The sequence below is a fragment of the Mycolicibacterium arabiense genome (assembly GCF_010731815.2).
GTDB lineage: Bacteria > Actinomycetota > Actinomycetes > Mycobacteriales > Mycobacteriaceae > Mycobacterium > Mycobacterium arabiense.
In genome coordinates this window covers 838328-862438 of the sequence record NZ_AP022593.1, presented here as the reverse complement: position 1 = coordinate 862438, position 24111 = coordinate 838328, and the positions used below count along the sequence as shown (strand labels likewise).

The following is a 24111-nucleotide window of genomic DNA, read 5'->3' as shown; positions in this document are numbered from 1 at the left end:
AAGAAGATCCGATGAGCCGTTTGCGCGGAGAAGAGAATGCCATGTCCGATCTCGCCGGTCCGGAGCTGCCGCGTTCCAGCGCAGCCGTCGCGGAACCCACCGTGCACGACCCCGACGCCAGGGGGCACTTCGGTGCCTACGGTGGCCGGCTGGTGCCCGAAGCGCTGATGGCCGTCATCGAGGAGGTCACCGCCGCCTACGAGAAGGCGCGCACCGACCAGACGTTCCTCGACGAACTCGATCGCCTGCAGCGCGACTACAGCGGGCGTCCGTCACCGCTGTACGAGGCCACGCGTCTGTCGGAGCACGCCGGGGGAGCGCGGCTGTTCCTCAAGCGAGAAGACCTCAACCACACCGGGTCTCACAAGATCAACAACGTGCTCGGCCAGGCGCTGCTGGCGCGGCAGATGGGCAAGACGCGCGTCATCGCCGAGACCGGCGCGGGCCAGCACGGCGTGGCCACGGCCACCGCGTGCGCGCTGCTCGGCATGGAGTGCGTGGTGTACATGGGGGCTGTCGACACCGCGAGGCAGGCGCTCAACGTGGCGCGGATGCGCCTGCTCGGGGCGCGCGTCGTCTCGGTGGAGTCCGGCTCGAAGTCGTTGAAGGACGCCATCAACGAGGCGTTCCGCGACTGGGTGAGCAATGCCGACGCGACGTACTACTGCTTCGGCACCGCTGCGGGCCCGCACCCGTTCCCCACGATGGTCCGTGACTTTCAGCGCGTCATCGGTCTCGAGGCGCGCGCCCAGATCCAGCAGCGGCTGGGTCGTCTGCCCGACGCGGTGACGGCCTGCATCGGTGGCGGTTCGAACGCGATCGGCATCTTCCACGCCTTCATCGACGATCCGAGTGTTCGGCTGGTCGGTTACGAGGCCGCCGGCGACGGCGTCGAGACCGGTCGGCACGCCGCGACGTTCACCGGCGGAACGCCCGGCGCGTTCCAGGGTTCGTTCTCGTACCTGCTGCAGGACGAGGACGGGCAGACCATCGAGTCGCATTCGATCTCGGCCGGTCTGGACTACCCGGGGGTCGGCCCCGAGCACGCGTACCTCAAGGACATGGGGCGGGCCCAGTACCTGCCCATCACCGATGCCGAGGCCATGGACGCGTTCGCGCTGCTGTGCCGCACTGAGGGCATCATCCCCGCGATCGAGTCCGCCCACGCCATCGCCGGGGCGCTCAAGCTGGGCGTCGAACTCGGCGCAGGTGCGGTGATTCTGGTGAACCTCTCGGGTCGCGGTGACAAGGACGTCGAGACCGCTGCCAAGTGGTTCGGTCTCTTCGACGACGAGGGGGCCGCGACGTGACCAGCCGACTGACCGACCTGTTCTCTGCCTGCCGCGCCGAGGGGCGTGCTGCGCTGATCGGCTATCTGCCCACCGGCTACCCCGACGTCTCGACGTCGATCGACGCCATGGTCGCGATGGTCGAATCCGGTTGCGACATCATCGAAGTCGGCATCGCCTACTCCGATCCGGGGATGGACGGACCGACGATCGCCGCCGCGACCGAGATGGCCTTGCGCGGAGGAGTGCGGGTGCGCGACGCGCTGTCGGCGGTCGAGGCGATCAGCAATGCCGGCGGCAATGCCGTGGTGATGACGTACTGGAACCCCGTTCTGAAGAAGGGCGTCCAGCCCTTCGCGCGCGACCTCGCGTCGGCAGGCGGACTGGGCCTCATCACGCCGGACCTCATTCCCGAGGAGGCCGACGAGTGGATGCAGGTGTCCGACGAGCAGAACCTCGACCGGATCTTCCTGGTCGCGCCGTCGTCGACGCCCGAGCGGCTGGCCGCGACCGTCGAGGCCTCGCGCGGATTCGTCTACGCCGCCTCCACGATGGGGGTGACCGGCGCACGTGACGCCGTGTCGAACATGGCGCCGGAACTGGTCGCCCGCGTCAAGGAGGTATCCGACATCGCGGTCGGCGTTGGTTTGGGCGTGCGTTCGCGTGCGCAGGCGGCGGAGATCGGCGGCTACGCGGACGGGGTCATCGTCGGCTCGGCACTCGTGACCGCGCTGGCCAACGGGATCCCGGCGGTCAGGGCGCTGACCGAGGAACTGGCTGACGGAGTGCGACAAAGGATTACCGCGTGACCCTGACTGTTCTGGCCTACCTTCCCAGCCCCGACCAGGGAGTGTGGCATCTCGGCCCGTTCCCCATCCGGGCCTATGCGCTGTGCATCCTGGCGGGCATCGTCGCGGCGCTCATCCTCGGCGACCGCCGCTGGTCGGCCCGCGGCGGCGAGCCGGGCGTCATCTACGACATCGCGCTGTGGGCGGTCCCGTTCGGTCTGATCGGTGGCCGGCTCTATCACGTGCTCACCGACTGGACGACGTACTTCGGCGACGGCGGCAAGGGTTTCGGTGCGGCGCTGCGGATTTGGGACGGTGGCCTGGGTATCTGGGGTGCCGTCGCGTTGGGTGGCGTCGGTGCGTGGATCGGGTGCCGGCGGCGGGGGATACCGCTACCTGCGTTCGGCGACGCGATCGCGCCCGGCATCATCCTGGCCCAGGCCATCGGCCGGCTGGGCAACTACTTCAACCAGGAGCTGTACGGCAGGCCGACGACGCTGCCGTGGGGGCTGGAAGTCTACGAACGGCGTAACGCCGCGGGCTATCCCGACTCGTTGAACGGCGTGTCGACGGGGCAGCTGGTCGACGTCGTACACCCGACGTTCCTGTACGAATTGCTGTGGAACCTGCTGGTCTTCGGGCTCCTGCTGGTGATCGACAAGCGGTTCCGCATCGGTCACGGCCGGCTGTTCGCGCTGTACGTGGCCGGTTACTGCGTCGGCCGCTTCTGGATCGAGCTGATGCGTAGCGACTACGCGACGACGATCGGCGACACCGGAATCCGCGTCAACACCTTCACGTCGACGTTCGTGTTCATCGCGGCGGTGGTCTACGTCATGGTTGCCACGAAGGGCCGCGAGGAGCCGTGGACGCTGCGAGGCAAGGACACCGTGGCGGGTGGCGAGTCCGTGGTCGACGACGCCGGTGAGAACGTGACCGCGGCCGCCGCGACCAGTGGACTGGTCGCCGCTGCGGTGGTGGCAGGCAAGGAAGACGAACCCACCGCGTCCGGAGCCGGTGACAACGCCGACGACTTGCACGGCAAGAAGTCCGAGGCCGCTGCTGAGGCCGAGGATCTGGTCGAGCAGGTGGAGACCGCGTCGTCCGAGGACATCGCCGAGGCAGAGGCATTCGCCGAGGCAGGCGACGAGGCCGACGGCGCCGCCGTGGACGACGTCGAAACCAACCCCGAGGACGAGTTCGACGGCAAGAAGTCGGAGGCCGCTGCGGAGGCGGAGGATCTGGTCGAGCAGGTGGAGACCGCGTCGTCTGAGGACATCGCCGAAGCAGAGGCGTTCGCCGAGGCAGGCGACGAGGCCGATGACGCCGACAAGCCAGAAGCGGGTCTCGGCTCGGTAGACGGTGACGAAGTCATCGCTGCCGAAGGCGACGCCGCCGAGGTTCAGGAAGCGGCCGCAGAAGGTGCGTTCGAGGCCGAGGCGCTCGCCGCCGACCTGGGTGCCGAGGCCGACGCCGTCGCATCGACCGACGATCCTGCCGACGACGTGGAGTCGTTGGTCGAGGACGTGCCGGCCGAGGAAGCCGACCCCGGGTCCGACGCTCCCGAAGAGGGGCTCGGCTCGGTCGACGGCGACGAGGTCACTGCCGCGAAGGGCGACGCGGCCGAGGTACACGCGGCAGCGGTCACCGGTGCCGACGACGCCGAGACGCTTGCCGACGGGGTCCGCGACGAATCCGAGCCGGGCGAAGTCAGCTCGACCGACGCGGCTCCCGAGGAGGGGTTGGGTTCGGTCGACGGTGACGAGGTGACTGCCGCTGAGGGTGACGCCGGTGAGGTGCACGCGGCTGCGGTGGTTGGTGCGGATGAAGCCGAGTCGCTCGCTGATGACGTGGTAGGCGAGGACGAGTCTGAGTCGAGTGCCGCCGCTGAGGAGGGGTTGGGTTCGGTGGACGGTGACGAGGTCACTGCCGCCGAGGGTGACGCCGGTGAGGTGCACGAGGCTGCGGTGGTCGGTGCTGATGAGGCGGAGTCGTTGGCTGACGACGTGGCTGGCGAGAGTTCCAACGAGTCCGAGTCGAGTGCCGCTCCTGAGGAGGGGCTCGGCTCGGTCGACGGTGATGAAGTGACTGCTGCCGAGGGTGACGTCGATGAGGTGCACGAGGCCGCGGTGGTGGGTGCCGATGAGGCTGAGTCGTTGGCTGATGACGTCGCTGCCGAGAACGAGTCCGAGCCCGCTGCGTCATCAAGTGTTGACGAGTCCGACTCGAGTGCCGCTCCCGAGGAGGGGTTGGGCTCGGTCGACGGAGACGAGGTGACTGCTGCCGAGGGTGACGCCGGTGAGGTGCACGAGGCTGCGGTGGTCGGTGCCGATGAGGCCGAGTCGTTGGCTGATGACGTCGCAGCCGAGGACGAGTCCGAGCCCGCTGCGTCATCCAATGTTGACGAGCCTGAGTCGAGTGCCGCTCCTGAGGAGGGGCTCGGCTCGGTCGACGGTGACGAGGTGTCTGCCGCTGAGGGTGACGCCGAGGAGGTGCACGAGGCCGCGGTGGTGGGTGCCGATGAGGCTGAGTCGTTGGCTGATGACGTCGCAGCCGAGAACGAGTCCGAGCCCGCTGCGTCATCAAGTGTTGACGACCCCGAGTCGAGTGCCGCTCCCGAGGAAGGTCTCGGCTCGGTCGACGGTGACGAGGTGACTGCCGCCCAGGGTGACGCCGAAGAGGCGCACGACGCTGCGGTGGCTGGGGAAGAGGACGCCAAGACGCTCGCCGGTGACACCACGACGCCTGTCGCCCCCGCACCGCCTACGACTGGACGGACCCGTCGACGTTGGTGGCAGCGCAACCGCGGCTGATCGATCTTCGACCCCTGAGCGCCACCCCGGTCTGGCATGCTGGGCCGCATGACTGAACCGCAGTTCGGGGGCCGCGAGGATGGAACTCCGTCGACCCCGCCCCCGCCGCCGCCGGGTTACTCCCAGCAGGACCAGACCCAGCAGGGCTTCTCCCAGCCGGGCTACCCCCAGCAGGGGTACCCGCAGCAGCAGGGGTACCCGCAGCAGGGCTACGGACAGCAGTACCCGCCGCCACCGGTAGGCGGCTACCACGACCCGGTGGCCCCATACGGCAGGCATCCCGTCACCGGCGAGCCGTACTCGGAGAAGTCCAAGCTCGTAGCTGGACTGCTGCAGCTCGTCGGGCTCGTCGGCCTCGTCGGAATCGGCCGGATCTACCTGGGCTACACCAAGCTCGGCGTGATCCAGATCGTCGTCGGCCTCCTCACCTGCGGCATCGCGGCCGTGGTGTGGGGCATCATCGACGCCGTGCTGATCCTGACCGACAAGGTCCGCGACCCGGAGGGCCGCCCGCTCCGCGATGGCACCTAGGGCGGGCACTCGCCTCACGCGGGGTCACGTCGCGGTCGGTGCCGCGGCGCTCGTCACCGGCGGGCTGGCCTACGTCGGGCTCGCGGATCCGCACCGTCCCGGCTTCCTCTTCCCGCCCTGCCCGTTCAAGGCATTGACGGGACTGGAGTGCCCGGGCTGCGGTGGCATCCGCATGACCCACGACGTCCTGCACGGCGACCTCGCGGCCGCGGTCACCGACAACGTCTTCGCGTTCGTCGGGTTGCCATTGCTGGCGGTGTGGCTGCTGGTGCGGTGGCGTCGCGGCCAGAGGTTGATGCCCGTGGCGGCCATGGTGACGATCGCCGTCGCTGCGATCGTGTGGACCGTGGTGCGCAATCTGCCCGGGTTTCCGCTGGTACCAACGTTCGTCACAGGGTAGACCTGACAGTGCGCTGATAGAATCGGCACTCGGGCCGCTGTAGTCCCGGAAATCAATTTTCCGGACTGCGGAGGTACTCCTCGATGCTGTTCTCGGCATTTCCCCAGGCGCAGGGTCTGTACGACCCGGAGCACGAATCCGACTCGTGCGGCGTCGCCATGGTCACCGACATCAAGGGTCGCCGCTCGCACGGCATCGTCGCCAACGGCCTGCTGGCTCTCGAGCACCTCGATCACCGCGGCGCTGCCGGCGCCGAGACCAACAGCGGCGACGGCGCAGGCATCCTCATGCAACTGCCCGTCGACCTGCTGAGGGAGGTCGTCGACTTCGAACTGCCGCCACCGGCTGCAGACGGCACCAACGCCTTCGCCGCCGGTGTCTGCTTCCTTCCGATGGACCCCACCCAACGGGCCGCGGCGATGCGGCGCGTAGAGGGGATCGCCGACGACGAGGGCCTCGTCGTCCTCGGCTGGCGCTCGATGCCGGTCGACCCCGACGGTGCAGACCTGGGGGAGACCGCCCGAGGATGCATGCCGCACATGGCGCAGTTCTTCGTCACCGCGCCCGAGGTCGACGGAAAGCGGCTCGGCGGAATCGATCTCGACCGGCGCGTGTACCCGTTGCGCAAGCGGGCCGGCCACGTGCCGAGCGACGAAGACGCCGGAACCGGCGTCTACTTCACCGGTCTGTCGAGCCGCACCATGACCTACAAGGGCATGCTCACCACGAAGCAGCTGCCCCTGTTCTTCACCGACCTGCGCGACGAACGCTGCACCAGCGCCATCGCGATCGTGCACAGCCGCTTCTCGACCAACACGTTCCCGTCCTGGCCGCTGGCCCACCCGTTCCGGTTCGTCGCGCACAACGGCGAGATCAACACCGTCCGCGGCAACCGCAACCGGATGCACGCCAGGGAGGCGATGCTGTCGAGTCCTCTCATCGGCGGCGACCTGGCGCGGCTCTCGCCGATCTGTACGCCCGACGCGTCGGACTCCGCGTCGTTCGACCAGGTGCTCGAGCTGCTGCACCTCGGTGGTCGCAGCCTGCCGCACGCGGTGATGCTGATGATCCCCGAGGCGTGGGAGAACAACACCGCGATGGACCCCGCGCGCCGGGCGCTGTGCCAGTTCAACTCGTCGATCATGGAACCGTGGGACGGGCCCGCCTGCGTCACGTTCACCGACGGCACCGTCGTCGGAGCGGTGCTGGACCGCAACGGGTTACGGCCCGGGCGGTGGTGGCGCACCATCGACGACCGGATCATCCTCGCCAGCGAGAGCGGCGTACTGCCCATCCCTTCGGCCGAGATCGTCGCCAGGGGCAGGCTCGAGCCGAACACGATGTTCCTCGTCGACACCGCGGCCGGACGGATCATCTCCGACGCGGAGATCAAGGCCGAGATCGCGGCCGACCATCCGTACGACGAATGGTTGCACGCCGGCCTGCTCGACGTCGCGACCCTGCCCGATCGCGTCAGGATGCAACCCGACCACGACTCGGTGGTGCGCCGTCAGATCGCCTTCGGCTACAGCGAAGAGGATCTACGAATCCTGTTGACGCCCATGGCCGCATCGGGCGGTGAACCGCTCGGCTCGATGGGTACCGACACCCCCGCAGCCGTGCTGTCGCAGCGTTCCCGGCTGCTCTACGACTACTTCGTCGAGATGTTCGCCCAGGTCACCAACCCGCCGCTGGACGCGATCCGCGAGGAGATCGTGACGTCGATGGCCCGGGTGATGGGCCCCGAGCACAACCTGCTCGAGCCGACGCCCGCGTCGTGCCGGCAGATCCTGCTGCGCTGGCCGGTTCTCGACAACGACGAAGTGAACCGGATCGTCCACATCAACGACGACGGCGACCACCCCGGATTCCAGACCGCGGTACTGCGTGCGCTGTACGACGTCGAACGCGGCGGCGAAGGGCTGACCGACGCGCTGGAGGACCTCCGCCTGCGTGCGTCGGAGGAGATCGCCCGCGGCGCCCGCACATTGGTCATCTCGGACCGGGACTCCGACCACACCCGCGCGCCGATTCCATCCCTGCTCGCGGTGTCGGCCGTGCACCACCACCTGGTCCGGACCAAGGAGCGCACCACCGTCGCCCTGGTGGTCGAGAGCGGCGATGCCCGCGAGGTGCACCACATCGCGCTGCTCATCGGCTTCGGCGCGGCAGCGGTCAACCCGTACCTGGCGTTCGAGTCGATCGAGGACCTCATCCGCGAGGGCGAGCTGACCGGCATCGAGACCAAGACCGCGGTCCGCAATTACCTCAAGGCGCTCGGCAAGGGCGTGATGAAGGTGATGAGCAAGATGGGCATCTCCACCGTCGCGTCCTACACCGGCGCACAGGCCTTCGAGGTGGTGGGCATCGACCGGGAGGTGGTCGACGAGTACTTCACCGGCACCCCGGGCAGGCTCGGCGGCATCGGTCTCGACGTCGTCGCCGAGGAGGTCAAGCTGCGCCACCGGCGCGCCTACCCGGAGAATCCCACCGAGCGCGTGCACCGGCGGCTGGAGGTCGGCGGCGAGTACGCCTTCCGGCGTGAAGGCGAACTGCATCTGTTCACCCCCGAAACCGTGTTCCTGCTGCAGCATTCGACGCGCACCGGCCGCGACGAGGTCTTCGCGCAGTACACCGACGAGGTCGACCGGCTGTCCCGTGAGGGCGGAACGCTGCGCGGGCTGTTCGAATTGAAGAAGGGTCAGCGGCCGCCGGTGCCGCTCGACGAGGTCGAGTCGGTGGAGTCGATCTGCACCCGGTTCAACACCGGCGCCATGAGCTACGGGTCGATCTCCGCCGAGGCGCACGAGACCATGGCGATCGCCATGAACCAGATCGGTGGCCGCTCCAACTCCGGGGAGGGCGGCGAGGACGTCGACAGGCTCTACGACCCGCGCCGTCGCAGTGCGGTCAAGCAGGTCGCGTCCGGTCGGTTCGGCGTGACCAGCGACTACCTGGTCAACGCCTCGGACATCCAGATCAAGATGGCCCAGGGCGCCAAACCCGGTGAGGGTGGCCAACTTCCGGGCTACAAGGTGTACCCGAGCATCGCCAAGACCCGGCACTCCACGCCCGGCGTCGGACTGATCTCGCCGCCGCCGCACCACGACATCTACTCGATCGAGGACTTGGCGCAACTGATCCACGATCTGAAGAACGCGAACGATCAGGCCCGCATCCACGTCAAGCTGGTCAGCTCCGTCGGCGTCGGAACGGTCGCGACCGGGGTGTCCAAGGCGCACGCCGACGTCGTGCTCATCTCCGGCTGGGACGGCGGCACCGGTGCGGCGCCGCTGACCTCGCTCAAGCACGCGGGCCTGCCCTGGGAGATCGGATTGGCCGACGCCCAGCAGACTCTGGTGCTCAACGGGCTGCGCGACAGGATCACCGTGCAGGCCGACGGCGGCATGCGCACCGCACGCGACGTGATCGTCGCCGCCCTGCTCGGGGCCGAGGAGTTCGGCTTCTCCACCGCACCGCTGGTGGTGGCCGGCTGCATCATGATGCGGGTCTGTCACCTCGACACCTGCCCGGTGGGCGTGGCCACGCAGAACCCCGAGCTACGCGCCCGCTTCAACGGCAAGCCGGAGTTCCTGGTCAATTTCTTCCGCTTCATTGCCCAGGGCGTGCGGGAGTACCTCGCGGAGTTGGGCTTCCGCAGCATCGACGAGGCCGTCGGGCAGGCCGACGCGCTGGACACCGCTGTCGGCGTCGCCCACTGGAAGAGCAAGGGGCTGGATCTGAGCCCGATCTTCGCGATGCCGAAGAACGCGCACGGCGAGCAGCTCACCCAGCGCCGGAAGGTCAAGGACCAGTACCACGCACTGGACCAGGCGCTGGACAAGACGCTGATCGCGCTGGCCGAGGGCGCACTGGAGGACGCCCACCCGGTGCGGCTGGATCTACCGGTGCGCAACGTCAACCGCACGGTGGGCACCATGCTCGGCGCCGAGGTCACGCGGCGCTACGGCGCCCAGGGCCTGCCGACCGACACGATCCACGTCACGCTCACCGGGTCGGCGGGGCAGTCGATCGGTGCCTTCCTGCCACCGGGCGTCACGATCGAACTCATCGGCGACGCCAACGACTACGTCGGCAAGGGACTCTCGGGCGGGCACATCGTCGTCCGCCCGCCGGAGGACGTGCTGTTCATCCCCGAGGAGAACGTCATCGCGGGCAACACCCTGCTCTACGGTGCGACCTCGGGTGAGGTCTACTTGCGCGGACGGGTGGGGGAGCGCTTCTGCGCCAGGAACTCCGGCGCGGTCGCGGTCGCCGAAGGCGTCGGCGACCATGCCTGCGAGTACATGACCGGCGGCCGCGTGGTCGTGCTCGGCCCGACCGGCCGCAACATGGCGGCAGGCATGTCCGGCGGCATCGCCTACGTGCTCGGGCTGGACCCGGCCGACGTCAACCCCGCGATGGTCGAGTTGCAGCGTCCCGAGTCCGAGGACCTCGAGTGGCTGTGCCAGACCGTCACCGCGCACGCGCACCTCACCGGGAGCACGGTGGCCAAGTCGCTGCTGTCGGACTGGCCAAGGCGCAGTGCGCAGTTCACCAAGATCATGCCCACCGACTACCAACGCGTGCTGCAGGCGACCCGGATGGCCAAGGCCGAGGGACGCGACGTGGACGCGGCGATCATGGAGGCGACCCGTGGCTGACCCCACCGGATTCCTGAAGGTGCCCAAGGTCGATGCGCCCAAGCGGCCCGTCGACGAACGCGTCGGCGACTGGCACGAGGTCTACGAGCGCCAGGACCCCAAGGACCGTGAGCGGGAGGTGTCCGAGCAGGCGCGGCGCTGCATGGACTGCGGAATCCCGTTCTGCCACTCGGGTACTGCCGGTTGTCCGCTGGGCAACCTGATCCCCGAGTGGAACGACCTGGTGCGGCGGGGCCGGTGGGATGCTGCGAGCGATCGCCTGCACGCCACGAACAACTTCCCCGAGTTCACCGGGCGGCTGTGTCCGGCGCCGTGCGAGTCGGCGTGCGTACTCTCGATCGGCGAGGACACCACCGGTGGCGCCGTCACCATCAAGCGCATCGAGAACACCATCGCCGACCAGGCGTGGCGGCTCGGTCTGGTGGAGCCGCAGCCCGCCGCGATCGCCACCGGCCGCAGCGTGGCCGTGGTCGGTTCGGGCCCGGCGGGTCTGGCTGCCGCACAACAGCTCACGCGTGCAGGCCATCACGTCACGGTCTACGAGCGCGACAACAGGATCGGCGGGCTGCTGCGCTACGGCATCCCGGAGTACAAGCTGGAGAAGTCGACACTCGATCGCCGTCTCGCCCAGATGCGCGCCGAGGGCACCCGCTTCGTCACCGAGTGCGAGGTCGGCGTCGACCTGAGCGTCGAGGCGCTGCGCGGCCAGCACGACGCGGTGGTGCTCGCAGTCGGCGCGCTGCGGGCGCGCGACAACCTGGTCGAGGGTCGGGAACTGCGCGGGGTGCATCTCGCGATGGACCACCTGGTGCCCGCGAACAAGCAGTGCGAGGGCGACGGCGAGTCGCCCATCTCCGCCAAGGGCAAGCACGTGGTGATCATCGGCGGCGGCGATACGGGGGCCGACTGTCTCGGCACGGCCCACCGGCAAGGGGCCATCTCGGTGACCCAGCTCGACTACAACCCCGAGCCACCAGGACAGCGCGACGAGTCACGCTCCCCGTGGCCCACGTGGCCGCTGGTGCTGCGCGCACGGCTGTCCCCGGCCCACGACGAGGGGGGTGCCCGCCGCTACGAGGTGGCCGTGCAGCGCTTCGTGGGTGACGACGACGGGAACCTGCGCGCGCTCCAGATCGCGGAGGTCAAGGTGCAGCGGGACGCGGAGGGCCGCCGGATCGTCACCCCGGTCGGCGAGCCGATCGAGATTCCGTGCGACCTGGCGCTGCTGGCCATCGGCTTCGAGGGCGTCGAGCACATGGCGTTGCTCGACGGGCTGGGCTTGACGCTGAACGGGCGTGGCGCGCTGCCGTGCGGGTCGGATTGGCAGACCGAGGCCCCGGGGGTGTTCGTGTGCGGGGACGCCCATCGTGGGGCGTCGCTGATCGTGTGGGCCATCGCCGAGGGCCGCAGCGCGGCGCACGCGGTCGACGCGTACCTCATGGGCGAGTCCGAGCTTCCTGCGCCGGTCAGGCCGGGCGCGCTTCCGCTAGCCGTCATCTGAATCGATTAGGGACTATGCTCACCAGACGTGAGTAGACGCGGAAAGATCGTCTGTACCCTTGGTCCGGCCACAGGCACCGACGAGATGGTGAAGTCCCTCGTCGAGGTGGGCATGGACGTCGCCCGGCTCAATTTCAGCCATGGTGACCACGCCGACCACGAAGCCAACTACAACCGCGTGCGCAGCGCGTCGGACGCCACGGGGCGTGCCGTCGGCATACTGGCCGACCTGCAGGGACCCAAGATCCGGCTGGGCCGGTTCGCCACGGGCGCCACGCTGTGGACCGCAGGCGAGACGGTGCGGATCACCGTCGACGACTTCATGGGCACCCACGACCGGGTGTCCACCACCTACAAGCAGCTCGCCAACGATGCCTCGCCCGGTGACCGCCTGCTGATCGACGACGGCAACGTCGGCTGCGTCGTCGAGCACATCGACGGAAACGACGTGGTGTGCACCGTCACGGAGGGCGGACGGGTCAGCAACAACAAGGGCCTGTCGCTGCCCGGCATGAACGTCTCGGTGCCCGCCATGTCGGAGAAGGACATCGCCGACCTGGAGTTCGCGCTGCAGCTCGGCGTCGACCTGGTGGCGCTGTCGTTCGTCCGCTCGCCGTCGGACATCGAACTCGTCCACGAGGTCATGGACCGCGTTGGCCGCCGCGTGCCCGTGATCGCCAAGCTCGAGAAGCCCGAGGCCATCGCGGACCTCGAAGCCGTCGTCCTCGCGTTCGACGCGATCATGGTGGCCCGCGGCGACCTCGGCGTGGAGCTGCCCCTGGAGGCGGTGCCGCTGGTCCAGAAGCGGGCGATTCAGATGGCGCGCGAGAACGCCAAGCCGGTGATCGTCGCCACCCAGATGCTGGAGTCGATGATCGAGCACTCCCGCCCCACCCGGGCCGAGGCGTCCGACGTCGCCAACGCCGTCCTCGACGGCGCCGACGCGGTGATGCTGTCGGGCGAGACGTCGGTGGGCAAGTACCCGCTGGAGGCCGTCCGCACGATGGCCCGGATCGTCACCGCCGTCGAGGAGAACTCGACGGCTGCTCCGCCGTTGACGCACGTGCCGCGCACCAAGCGGGGCGTCATCTCGTACGCGGCGCGCGACATCGGCGAGCGGCTCGACGCCAAGGCGCTGGTGGCGTTCACCCAGTCCGGCGACACGGTCAAGCGGCTGGCCCGGCTGCACACGCCGCTGCCGCTGCTGGCGTTCACGCCGTTGCCCGAGGTGCGCAGCCAGCTTGCGCTGACGTGGGGCACCGAGACGTTCATCGTTCCGCACATGCAGACCACCGACGGCATGATCCGGCAGGTCGACGAGTCGCTGCTGTCACTGGGCCGCTACAAGCGCGGCGACCTGGTGGTCATCGTCGCAGGTGCCCCTCCCGGCACAGTAGGCTCGACCAACCTGATCCACGTGCACCGGATCGGCGAGGACGACCACGCGTAACGAGTGATCCCAGGAGGCCCTTCGGTTGTCAGGCCCTTCGTCGTCCGGCCCCGAGGCCCCCGTCGGTGACCCGTCGCATCCCGACTTCCTGGAGTTGCTGCGGGTCCTCGCCCTGACCCGCGTCGGTGACGACGCGTTCACCGGGTCGCACCCCAGCAAGAACCCCGTTCGGACGTTCGGTGGCCAGATGATGGCGCAGGCGTTCGTGGCGGCCAGCCGCACGGTGGATGCCCGGCTGCCGCCGAGTGCCCTGTCGATGCACTTCATCGCCGGCGGCGATCCCGAGGTGGACCTCGAGTTCACGGTGGTCCGTCTGCGCGACGAGCGGCGCTTCGCCAACCGTCGCGTCGACGTGACCCAGGGTGGCCTGCTGCTGGGGTCGGCTCTGGTGTCGCACCTGTCCGGCGGGCGTGGCCTCGAACACGACGTCGACGTTCCCGACGTCGCGCCCCCACACGACCTGCCGGGGATCGACGATCTGCTGCGCGGGTACGAGGAGACGGTGCCGCACTTCGCGAACGCGTTGCGGCCGATCGAGTGGCGCTACACCAACGACCCGGCGTGGGTCATGCGCGATCGCGGCGGGAGCCTCGCGCACAACCGGGTGTGGATGAAGTCGCAGGGCGCGATGCCAGCCGACCCCGTGCTGCACGCCGCGGCGCTGGTGTACTCGTCGGACACGACCGTGCTCGATTCGATCATCACCACCCACGGGTTGTCGTGGGGCTTCGACCGCATCTTCGCCGTCACGATGAACCACTCGGTGTGGTTCCACCGCCCGATCCGGTTCGACGACTGGGTGCTCTACTCGACGGTGTCGCCGGTGGCCGCGGAATCCCGCGGACTGGGCACCGGGCACTTCTTCGACGAGTCCGGACGCGTGCTCGCCACCGTCGTCCAGGAGGGCATCGTCAAGTACTTCCCCGAGCGCTAGCGCGACGGGGTGGTGCTGAACTGGCCGTCGACCCGATCGGTGAGTTGGTCGATGCACCCGTCGAGCGCCTGCTGGTCCGACCCGGCGCGGGACACGCAGTCGAGGTAGTCGGTCCCACCGACTTCCCGGAACACGCCGGCCCACACCGCGATGAAGGCCAGCGAGACGACGACGGCCACGGCGCCCAGCACGATGCCGGCCACCGCTATTCCGCCGTTGTTCGCCTCGCCCCGCTTGACGCGGCCGCGGGCGACGATGCCGATGATCACGGCGGCGACACCGAACACGACGCCGCCGAGCACCGACCAGAACGACAGCAGCCCGACGATGCCCAAGACGAGTGCGGTGATCCCCAAGCCGTTGCGCGGCGCCACCGGCGGCGATCCGTACTGGTACGGGTAGCCCCCGTAGCCGGGGTATGGCTGTTGCGGCGGTGGCGGCGGCGGATATCCGCCCGGATACCCGGTCATGCCTGCCGAGAATACGCGTCGCGGCCCACCGTCACGACGGGACAGCATGCCTCGTCGGGCAGTTGATGCGTCGCGACGACCACTGCGCGGTCGGCGGAGAACAGGGCACCCGGTGTCAGCAGATCCATCGTGATGCGCTGTGCGGCGGCGGCATCGAGGTGCTCGGTCGGCTCGTCGAGCAGCACGATCGGGAAGTCCGACACCAACGCCCGGGCCAGCAGCAGTCGCCTGCGCTGTCCGGCGGAGACGGCCGCTGCGCCGCCGTGCAGCACGGTGGCGAGGCCATCGGGAAGGCCGTCGACCCAGGCCCGGAGTCCGACGGCGTCGAGCGCGGCGTGCAGTTCTGCGTCGGTCGCGTTCCCGCGCGCGACGAGCAGGTTGTCCCGCACCGTCGTGTCGAACAGGTGGGCGTCCTCGGGGAAGAAGCCCGCCTCGCCGGAAACCCGGTGTGCTTCCGCGATCGCCAGCAGCAGCGTAGTCTTGCCCGCGCCGCTGGGACCGACGACCGCGAGGCGGTCACCGGCGACCACGTCGGGTGCCGCAACGGCGGGCCGCTGACGGGTGGGCTGGGGTGCGGTGAGGTCGGTGAGGCGCTGCAGGGCGATGCGTGCCCGCACCAGGTGGACGGCGGCGGCGGGCAGTGCCGTCGTCGCCTCGAATGCCGACAGCGGCAGCAGGACGAGGATCGCCGCCGTGGTCGGTGCCAACGTGGACCCCAGCGACAGTGCAGCGACGATCGCGCCGAGCACGCTGGCTCCGATGGCGAGGATCGGCGCAGCGGCGGCCGCGGCAGCGGGAAGGGCGGCGCGATCGGATGCTGCACCCCAATCGCGTTGACTGCGTTCGCATTCGGCGACGACGTGGTCGAGGCGGCCCGCGACCCGCAGCTCGGGCCCGTGGTCCAGCGCGAGCATCGCCGCGGTGTCCCGGGCCGACCGGTGTTCGGCCGCGACGTCCTCCTCGGCTGCTGCGGCGCGGGCGGACAGCCACGGTGCGAGGCACCCCGCCACCGCGAGGCTGACGGCCAGCACCAGCGCCGCACCGACGGAGATCAACGCCAGCGCGGCCACCGCGGCCGTCGAGAGGACCGCGGCGACCACGATCGGAAGCACGGATCTGACCAGTACGTCCGACAATTCGTCGACCGACCCGCCCAGCCGCGACGCGAGTTCACCGCCGTGCCAGCGCATGACCGTCTCGCTGGGCGCGTGGGCGAGTCGGCGGTACAGGCGGGTACGTGCCGAACCGGCGGCACACAGCGCGGTGTCGTGGGTGGCGAGTCGCTCGCAATAGCCGAGGACACCGCGTGAGATGCCCAGTGCGCGTACGGCGACCACCGCCACCGTGAGGTCCAGCACCGACGGCATCTGCCACGCCCTGGCGATGAGCCAGGCCGACACCGCTGCCAGCCCCAGCGCGCTGCCGAGCGACGCCACGCCGAGTGCGGCAGCGGCCGCCAGCCGGGGCAGCCGGGGACGCAGCAGGTCGAATGCCGTCGCGGTCAAGCGGACCGGGGACACGTCAGTGGTGGACAAGGACCTCACCTCCAACCTGGACGACGTGATCGCCGATGGCCTTGACCTCGTCGCGGTGGCCGACGACGACGACGGTCGCTCCCGCGCGTGCGCGGTCCACGATCGCGGCCAACACCCGCGCCTCGCAGGCAGCGTCCAGGTGCGACGTCGGTTCGTCGAGCAGCAACACCGGCGCGGAGGAGCCGAGTGCGCGGGTCAGGCCGAGCCGCTGGCGCTGCCCGAGTGACAGCCCGACGCCGTTGCGTCCGACGGGAGTGTCGAGCCCATCCGGCAGCTCGGCGAGCACCTCGTCGAAACCCGATGCCGCGCAGGCCGATGCGATGTCCTCGAGTGGTCCGAACAGTTCCAGGTTCTCTCGAATCGTGCCCGGGATCAGCACCGGTCGCTGCGCGAGCCAGGCCACCCTGGCCCACCACGCGGCGCGGTCGAGTGTGGTGACGTCGCACCCGTCGATCAGCACGCGGCCGGAAGTCGGCGGGGTCAGTCCGAGGATCGCCTGCAGCACGGTGCTCTTGCCCGCACCGTTGGGTCCGGCGAGCACGGTCACCGCCGCGGGTGGCAGGTCGGCGTCGAGGCCGTGGGGCGCCAGTCCGTCACGGCCGGCGACGCTCAGGTCGTCGAGGCGGACGTGTACCGCGGCGCCGGGGACGGTGCAGTCCCCGGCGGAGGGCTGGGGGAGTTCGGCGAGCAGGGCGCGTGCCCGCTCCAGTGCGGTCTTGCCGTCCTGAGCGGCGTGGAATTCGGTGCCGACGCGGCGCAGCGGCCAGAAGACCTCGGGGGCCAGCACCAGCGCGGTGAGCGCGTCGGCGAGCGCCACCTCGCCGAACACCAGACGCAGCCCCACGCTGACCGCGACCAGCGCGACGCCCAGGGTGGCGAGGAGTTCGAGGACGAGTGACGACAGGAACGCGATCCGCAGGGTGGCCAGCGCCGAGCGTCGGTGGGCATCGCCGAGTTCCGCGATGCGCACCGCAGGGCCGTCGGCGCGGCTGAGCGCGCGCAGCGTGGGGATGCCGGCGACGAGGTCGAGCAGCCGGGACTGCAGCGTGCCCATCGCGGCGAGTGACGCCGCCGACCGGTCCCGGGTGACGAGGCCGATCAGCACCATGAACAACGGGATGAGCGGCAGCGCGACGAGGACGATGACCGCGGATTGCAGGTCGTACCAGGCGATCGCGACGACCGCGGCCGGGGTGACGATCGCCGCGAGCACGACGGCAGGCAGGAACCGGGTGAAGTACGGGCGCAGGCCGTCGAGGCCGTGCGTCACCAGGACTGCGGCATCGTCGCGGACCTCGGCGAGGCGCCGGGGTGGCAGCGCCGTGACCCGTGCGAGCACGTCGCGGTTGAGTTCGGCGATGGTCGCCGTGGCGCCGTGCTGGCTCAGCCTGGCCTGGGCCCACTGGGCGGCTGCACGGACGAGCCACAGCGCGGACAGCAGCGCCATCGCCGGCCACCAGTGATCGAGGGTGCGGCTCGGCGGGTCCGTGACGATCCCCGCGACGACGTGTGCCAGCGTGACGGCGCCTGCGATGGCGCTGGCCGCGATGACGGTTCCGCAGCCCACCGACGCGGCGATGTGTCGCCGCATGGCGGGGGAGTAGGTCGCCGGTGTCATCGCGTGCGCCGTGACAGCCCGATGGGGTCGGGTATCCGCTCGGCCGAGATCCGTTGCCGGAACACCCAGTACGTCCATCCCTGGTAGCCGATCACCAACGGCGTGATGAGCAGTGCCGCCCACGACATGATGGTCAGCGTGTACGGCGCCGACGACGCGTTGTCCACGGTCAGACTCCACGCCGGATCGAGTGACGAGGGGATCACGTTCGGGTAGAGCGAGCCGAAGAGCAGGATCACGACGGAGGCGACCACCGCGGCCGTGCAGGCGAATGCCCAGCCGTCGCTGCCGCGTCCCCACACCAGCATCACGGCGGTCAGCTGCGCGGCCACCGCGATGCCGAACGCCAGCCAGGTCCAGTCCTTGCCGTAGAACACCTGCGTCCACAGGCCGAAGCCGGCGACGACGACCGTCACCGGGAGGCCGAGCAGCGCGGCGAAGTGCGTAGCCCGAACGCGCACGGCGCCTTCGGTCTTCAGGCGGATGAACACCGCACCGTGGAACGCGAACAGGCCCGCGGTCGCCAGCCCGCCCAGCAGCGTGTAGCCGTTCAGCAGGTCGGTGACCCCGAGGTGCATCTGCTCGTCGGCGTCGACGGGAAGCCCGCGCACGATCGCGGCGAACGCCACGCCCCACAGCACGGCGGGTAGCCACGATCCGACCGCGATGGCGCCGTCGGCCCAGCTGCGCCAGCGGGGGTCGTCGATCTTGCCGCGCCACTCGATGGCGCAGACCCGCACGATCATGCCGAGCAGGATTGCGAGCAGGGGCAGGTAGAGGCTGGAGAACAGGGTGGCGTACATCGCCGGGAACGCGGCGAACATGGCGCCGCCCGCGGTGATCAGCCAGACCTCGTTGCCGTCCCACACCGGTCCGATGGTGTTGAGCACGGCCCGCTGGTGCCGTTCGCGGTCGTCGGCATCGCCACCAGGTTCGGTGTTCGAGCCGCCGAACCACCGCATGAGCATGCCGACGCCGAAGTCGAAGCCCTCGAGCACGAAGAAGCCGAGGAACAGTGCGGCCAGGGCGATGAACCAGAAGTCCTGAAGTGCCATGTCGTGCTCCTAGTACGCGAACGACAGTGGAGCGACGGCGTCGTCCCCCGGTGGCGCGGGCGGGGTGGGTTCGGCGTCGTGCTCGAGCGGACCCTCGACCACGTACCGGCGGATGAGCCAGAACCAGATCACCGCGAGCACCGCGTAGAGCGCGGTGAACAGGATCAGCGACGTCAGCACTAGACCGACCGAGTGTCCCGACACGCCTTGGGCGACGGTCAGTCGCAGGTCCTGGTCGCCGGTCGGGTTGGGCACCACCACCCAGGGCTGCCGTCCCATCTCGGTGAAGATCCAGCCTGCGCTGTTGGCGAGGAACGGCGTGGGCAGGGTGAGCAGTCCGAACGTCGCGAACCACCGCTGCCTGGGGAGGCGCCCGCGGCGGGTGAGCCAGAGCGCGACGACCGCGAACAGCGCGGGTACCGCGAGCAGGCCAATCATCGCGCGGAACGACCAGTAGGTGACGAACAGGTTCGGCCGGTAGTCGCCGGGACCGAACTGGGTCTCGTAGCGCTCCTGCAGATCCTTGACGCCTTCGAGCGTGACGCCCTCGAACTGGCCCTGCGCCAGGAAGGGCAGTACGTAGGGCACCTCGATGAGATGGGTCACGCTGTCGCAGTTGTTGTGCCTGCCGACGGTGAGGATGGAGAAGTCCGGGTCGGTCTCGGTGTGGCACAGCGATTCCGCAGACGCCATCTTCATCGGCTGCTGCTCGAACATGAGCTTGCCCTGCACGTCGCCGGTATAGGCCAGCGCACCCGCGGAGACGAGGGCGACGAGGCAGCCCATGATGGTTGCGGGACGGTACATCGTCCGCGCCTGCTCGCGGTCGAGTGTGCGCACCAGCCACCAGGCGCACACGGCCGCGACGAACGTCCCGGCAGTGAGGAACGCACCCGCCACTGCGTGCGAGAACGCAGCCGTGGCGGTGTTGTTGGTGAACAGAGCGACGATGCTGGTGAGTTCGGCTCTACCCGTCTCCGGGTTCACCCGTGCGCCGACCGGGTGCTGCATCCAGGAGTTCGCCGCGATGATGAAGAACGCCGATGCGTTCACGGCGATCGCGACGATCCAGATGCAGGCCAGGTGGACCAGCCGGTGCAGCCTGGTCCAGCCGAATATCCAGAGCCCGATGAAGGTCGACTCGAAGAAGAACGCGACCAGCCCCTCCATCGCCAGGGGGGCGCCGAAGACGTCGCCGACGAATCGGGAGTACTCGCTCCAGTTCATCCCGAACTGGAACTCCTGCACGATGCCGGTGGCGACGCCGAGCGCGAAGTTGATCAGGAACAGCTTGCCGAAGAACTTCGTGAGTCGGTACCACGCCGGGTTGCCGGTGATGACCCACGCGGTCTGCATCGCCGCGATCAGTGGTGCCAGTCCGATGGTCAGCGGAACGAAGATGAAGTGGTAGACGGTCGTGATGCCGAACTGCCATCGAGAGACGTCGAGCGCGTCCATGTGCACCTCTTTCGGGGCCCCGTTGCCCTACCTACGACACATCGTAGTAGGCGCGGGCCGCGGGTCCCAGGAAAGTGGCGAACGCCTCTTCTAGCTGGTGGTGTCCTTCGCAGGCGGTGCGTCGGGGCTGGGCGCGACCGGGTCGGAGGCCACCGGCGCGGAGGTGGTGGGAGACACCGGGTGCGCCCCGGTGTGGGCCCCGACGTGGTGCAGTGCGTTCGTCGTGCGCCGGATGCCGATGGCGGCGACCACTTCGAACAACCCGATGACGATCAGCGAGATACCGACCGCCAGCGCCAGTGTCTCCATTGACGTCAGCGGCGAGGCGAGTACGACCACGCCCGCGATCAGGCTGATGACGCCGACGAACACGTTCCAGGCACGCCCGGGCAGCGTCGGGTCGCTGATCGCCGAGATCGTCGTGGCGACGCCACGGAAGATGAAGCCGATCGCGATCCAGATCGCCATCAGCAGGACGGCGTCGTACAGGTGCCGGAACGCCAGCACGGCCAAGATCAGCGATGCCGCGCCGCTGATGAACAGCAGCACGCGCCCGCCCGCCGCCACGTCGAGGCTGAATGCGAACACCACCTGCTGGATGCCGGTGATGAGGAGATAGGCGCCGAAGAAGATGGCCGCGACGGCGATCGAGATGTCCGGCCACGCGACCACCGCGATGCCGAGGGCGATTGCCAACACGCCCGAGACGAGAGCCGATTTCCACAGGTGGGGCAACAGACTTGGGCCCGCGTGGGTTGTCATGCCCGCAGTGTTCCACAGGGTCATCGGGGGAGGGCCGATTCGCGTTCGTACACGCCCGTAGCGGGCGATAACGCCGTCACCGACTACCGAAGGTCGTTAATGTTCCGTTACCGGCCATGCGTGCTGGCTCAACGGTCGTTAACCTCCTCCGCTGGAGGGGACGACGACGGCCCGACGAAGAAAGAAGAGGCAACTCGTGTCAGTTGGAAAGATGTGGCGCCTTGCCGCGGCGGTCGCCGCGAGCGGCGCACTGATCGTTTCCGGGTGTTCGTCGAGCACCGACAGTGCAGGACCGTCGACGAGCACGACTGCGGCGAATGCCAGCAAGGTCGACGAGATCGCCAACACCGTTCCCGAGGACATCAAGTCCTCCGGCAAGCTCATCGTCGGTGTGAACATCCCGTACGCGCCCAACGAGTTCAAGGACGAGACCGGCAAGATCGTCGGCTTCGACGTCGACCTGATGAACGCGATCGCCGCCACGCTCGGTCTGACCCCCGAGTACCGCGAGGCGGACTTCGCCAAGATCATTCCGTCGATCCAGGGTGACAGCTTCAACGTGGGCATGTCCTCGTTCACCGACACCAAGGAGCGCGAGGCCTCGGTCGACTTCGTCACCTATTTCTCCGCAGGCACCAGCTGGGCGCAGAAGCCGGGTGCGGGGATCAACCCGACCGACGCGTGCGGGAAGAAGGTCGCGGTGCAGGCGACCACGACCCAGGAGGTCGACGAACTGCCCGCCAAGAGCAAGGCGTGCACCGATGCCGGCAAGCCCGCCATCGAGATCATCCCGTTCGACGGCCAGGATGCCGCCACTAACGCCGTCGTGCTGGGCCAGGCCGACGCCATGTCGGCGGACTCGCCCGTGATCTCGTATGCGATCAAGCAGAGCAACGGCAAGCTCGAGCAGGCCGGTGAGATCTTCGACTCGGCACCCTACGGCTGGCCGGTGAAGAAGGGCTCGCCGCTCGCGCAGTCGCTGCAGAAGGCGCTCGAGCACCTCATCGAGACTGGTGACTACAAGACCATCGCATCGAACTGGGGTGTCGAGAACGGCATGATCGACAAGCCCGTCATCAACGGCGCGGTCAGCTGATTCTCCCGATGAGCGCTTGCGCGAAGAGAAGTCATGCCCGATGACCTCTGACGCGTCGTCGCCACCCGGCGGACCCGCGGCGATCGACGCCGTGCCACTGCGGCATCCGTGGCGCTGGGTGGCGGCGATCGTCATCGTCGTCCTGGTCGGGCTGTTCCTGTACGGGGCGGCGACCAACCCGGCCTACGGCTGGAAGACCTACCTGCAGTACCTGTTCAACGACCGCATCCTGCTCGGGGTGTCCAACACCCTGCAGCTGACGGTCTACTCGATGGTGCTCGCGATCGTGCTCGGCGTGCTGCTTTCGATCATGCGTCTGTCACCCAACCCGGTGTTCCGGTCGGTGTCGTGGGTGTACCTCTGGATCTTCCGCGGCACCCCGGTGTACGTGCAGCTGGTGTTCTGGGGCCTGATCCCGGTCATCTACCAGAAGATCCAGATCGGGGTGCCGTTCGGCCCGACGTTCTTCCAGCTGGACGTGCAGAGTCTGTCGATCCCGTTCCTGCTGGCGACCCTCGGGCTCGCGCTCAACGAGTCGGCCTACATGGCCGAGATCATCAGAGCGGGAATCACATCGGTGCCCGAGGGACAGAGCGAGGCGTCGACGGCGCTGGGCATGTCGTGGGTGATGACGATGCGCCGGACGGTGCTGCCGCAGGCGATGCGGGTGATCATCCCGCCCACCGGCAACGAGGTCATCAGCATGCTGAAGACCACGTCGCTGGTCACCGCGGTGCCCTACGCGTTCGACCTGTACAGCATCGCCAGTCGCGAGATTGCTGCGCGTACCTTCGAACCCGTGCCGATGCTCCTGGTGGCCGCCACCTGGTACCTGATCGTCACCAGCGTGCTGATGGTCGGGCAGTTCTACCTCGAGCGGTACTTCTCCCGTGGTGCGTCGCGCAAGCTCACCACCAAGCAACTCGAGGCGCTGGCCAAGGCGCAGTTGGGAACGGGTGCGGCATGACGCCGATGGTGCGCGCCGAACAGGTGTGCAAGAACTTCGGCGCCCTTAACGTGCTGAAGGGCGTGACGCTCGAGGTCGAACGCGGGCAGGTGCTGTGCATCGTGGGTCCGTCGGGGTCGGGGAAGTCGACGTTCCTGCGGTGCGTCAATCACCTGGAGCAGGTGAACGCGGGCCGGCTGTACGTCGACGGGGACCTCATCGGCTACCGCGAACGCGGCGGCAAGTTGCACGAGCTGGCCCCGAGGGACGCGGCGAAACAGCGACGCGAGATCGGCATGGTGTTCCAGCACTTCAACCTGTTCCCGCATCGCACGGCTCTCGGCAACGTCATCGAGTCGCCCATTCACGTGAAGGGCCTGAAGAAGAACAAGGCGCTGGAGCGGGGTCGGGAACTGCTCGACCGGGTGGGCCTGGCCGACAAGGCCGAGGCCTACCCGGCCCAGTTGTCCGGTGGTCAGCAGCAGCGGGTGGCGATAGCCAGGGCACTGGCGATGGACCCCAAGCTGATGCTGTTCGACGAACCCACCTCCGCGCTGGATCCCGAGCTGGTCGGCGAGGTGCTCGAGGTCATGAAGGAATTGGCGACCGAGGGCATGACCATGCTGGTGGTCACCCACGAGATGGGCTTTGCGCGCGAGGTCGCCGACGACCTGGTGTTCATGGACGCCGGCGTCATCGTCGAACGGGGTAACCCGCGCGAGATGATGGCCGACCCGAAACACGAACGCACCAAGGCGTTCCTGTCCAAGGTCATGTAGCCGGGTGGTATAGCCGGGTGGTG

At 68.9% G+C, this 24111-nt stretch carries 18 protein-coding genes; 12 read left to right on the top strand and 6 right to left on the bottom strand.

Translation table 11 applies throughout. From position 1 onward, the window contains the following. Window positions 1-41 precede the first annotated feature (41 nt). The 9 genes from trpB to G6N61_RS05740 all read left to right on the top strand — a co-directional run bounded on the left by trpB (window position 42) and on the right by G6N61_RS05740 (window position 14369). Window positions 42-1310, top strand: coding sequence for a tryptophan synthase subunit beta (gene trpB, locus G6N61_RS05780; protein ID WP_163924621.1), 1269 nt, complete (start codon window positions 42-44; stop codon window positions 1308-1310). Beyond that, entirely contained in the window at window positions 1307-2098 is a 792-nt protein-coding gene (trpA, locus tag G6N61_RS05775; protein ID WP_163917660.1) for a tryptophan synthase subunit alpha, read from the top strand. Before trpB ends, trpA begins: the two co-directional genes overlap by 4 nt. Next, window positions 2095-4890 (top strand): prolipoprotein diacylglyceryl transferase, encoded by a 2796-nt coding sequence (gene lgt / locus G6N61_RS05770; RefSeq protein ID WP_163917659.1) that lies wholly within the window; start codon window positions 2095-2097, stop codon window positions 4888-4890. The genes trpA and lgt overlap by 4 nt, the downstream gene beginning before the upstream one ends. A gap of 48 nt (window positions 4891-4938) precedes the next feature. Further along, window positions 4939-5421 (top strand): NINE protein, encoded by a 483-nt coding sequence (locus G6N61_RS05765; RefSeq protein WP_235887423.1) that lies wholly within the window; start codon window positions 4939-4941, stop codon window positions 5419-5421. Next, window positions 5411-5821: a DUF2752 domain-containing protein gene (locus G6N61_RS05760; protein ID WP_163917657.1), complete on the top strand. Its 411-nt coding sequence runs from the start codon at window positions 5411-5413 to the stop codon at window positions 5819-5821. The genes G6N61_RS05765 and G6N61_RS05760 overlap by 11 nt, the downstream gene beginning before the upstream one ends. Before the next feature lie 83 nt (window positions 5822-5904). Then, a complete protein-coding gene (gltB, locus tag G6N61_RS05755; RefSeq protein ID WP_163917656.1) occupies window positions 5905-10485 on the top strand; it encodes a glutamate synthase large subunit in 4581 nt (1526 codons plus the stop codon). After that, entirely contained in the window at window positions 10478-11986 is a 1509-nt protein-coding gene (locus G6N61_RS05750; RefSeq protein WP_163917655.1) for a glutamate synthase subunit beta, read from the top strand. The genes gltB and G6N61_RS05750 overlap by 8 nt, the downstream gene beginning before the upstream one ends. A gap of 27 nt (window positions 11987-12013) precedes the next feature. After that, window positions 12014-13435 (top strand): pyruvate kinase, encoded by a 1422-nt coding sequence (gene pyk / locus G6N61_RS05745; RefSeq protein ID WP_163917654.1) that lies wholly within the window; start codon window positions 12014-12016, stop codon window positions 13433-13435. Window positions 13436-13460: 25 nt separating this feature from the next. Beyond that, complete coding sequence (locus G6N61_RS05740; RefSeq protein WP_163917653.1) at window positions 13461-14369, top strand: acyl-CoA thioesterase II; 909 nt, start codon at window positions 13461-13463, stop codon at window positions 14367-14369. On the opposite strand, the gene G6N61_RS05735 is transcribed toward G6N61_RS05740, so the two are convergent. The 6 genes from G6N61_RS05735 to G6N61_RS05710 form a co-directional block, all read right to left on the bottom strand. Beyond that, window positions 14366-14839 carry a DUF4190 domain-containing protein gene (locus tag G6N61_RS05735; protein WP_163917652.1) on the bottom strand — a complete coding sequence of 158 codons (474 nt, stop codon included), beginning with the start codon at window positions 14837-14839 and terminating at the stop codon, window positions 14366-14368. The two genes, G6N61_RS05740 and G6N61_RS05735, sit on opposite strands and share 4 nt — an antisense overlap. Continuing rightward, the gene (locus G6N61_RS05730; protein WP_163917651.1) at window positions 14836-16374 is read right to left on the bottom strand and encodes an amino acid ABC transporter ATP-binding/permease protein; all 1539 of its coding nucleotides are present in this window, start codon (window positions 16372-16374) and stop codon (window positions 14836-14838) included. The genes G6N61_RS05735 and G6N61_RS05730 overlap by 4 nt, the downstream gene beginning before the upstream one ends. Beyond that, on the bottom strand, window positions 16361-17965 hold the full coding sequence (gene cydD, locus G6N61_RS05725) for a thiol reductant ABC exporter subunit CydD (RefSeq protein WP_163924620.1): 1605 nt from the start codon (window positions 17963-17965) through the stop codon (window positions 16361-16363). The genes G6N61_RS05730 and cydD overlap by 14 nt, the downstream gene beginning before the upstream one ends. A 23-nt stretch (window positions 17966-17988) precedes the next feature. Further along, complete coding sequence (gene cydB / locus G6N61_RS05720) at window positions 17989-19047, bottom strand: cytochrome d ubiquinol oxidase subunit II (RefSeq protein WP_163917650.1); 1059 nt, start codon at window positions 19045-19047, stop codon at window positions 17989-17991. Window positions 19048-19056: 9 nt separating this feature from the next. Further along, the gene (locus G6N61_RS05715) at window positions 19057-20505 is read right to left on the bottom strand and encodes a cytochrome ubiquinol oxidase subunit I (RefSeq protein WP_163917649.1); all 1449 of its coding nucleotides are present in this window, start codon (window positions 20503-20505) and stop codon (window positions 19057-19059) included. A gap of 90 nt (window positions 20506-20595) precedes the next feature. Then, window positions 20596-21267, bottom strand: coding sequence for an HdeD family acid-resistance protein (locus tag G6N61_RS05710; protein WP_179973577.1), 672 nt, complete (start codon window positions 21265-21267; stop codon window positions 20596-20598). A gap of 211 nt (window positions 21268-21478) precedes the next feature. Between G6N61_RS05710 and G6N61_RS05705 the strand changes: the two genes are divergently transcribed. The 3 genes from G6N61_RS05705 to G6N61_RS05695 are packed head-to-tail and all read left to right on the top strand — an operon-like array spanning window position 21479 to window position 24088. Continuing rightward, window positions 21479-22363: an ABC transporter substrate-binding protein gene (locus G6N61_RS05705; protein WP_163924618.1), complete on the top strand. Its 885-nt coding sequence runs from the start codon at window positions 21479-21481 to the stop codon at window positions 22361-22363. A gap of 40 nt (window positions 22364-22403) precedes the next feature. Beyond that, entirely contained in the window at window positions 22404-23330 is a 927-nt protein-coding gene (locus G6N61_RS05700) for an amino acid ABC transporter permease (protein WP_163917648.1), read from the top strand. Continuing rightward, window positions 23327-24088, top strand: coding sequence for an amino acid ABC transporter ATP-binding protein (locus tag G6N61_RS05695; RefSeq protein ID WP_163917647.1), 762 nt, complete (start codon window positions 23327-23329; stop codon window positions 24086-24088). The genes G6N61_RS05700 and G6N61_RS05695 overlap by 4 nt, the downstream gene beginning before the upstream one ends. Window positions 24089-24111: the final 23 nt, after the last annotated feature.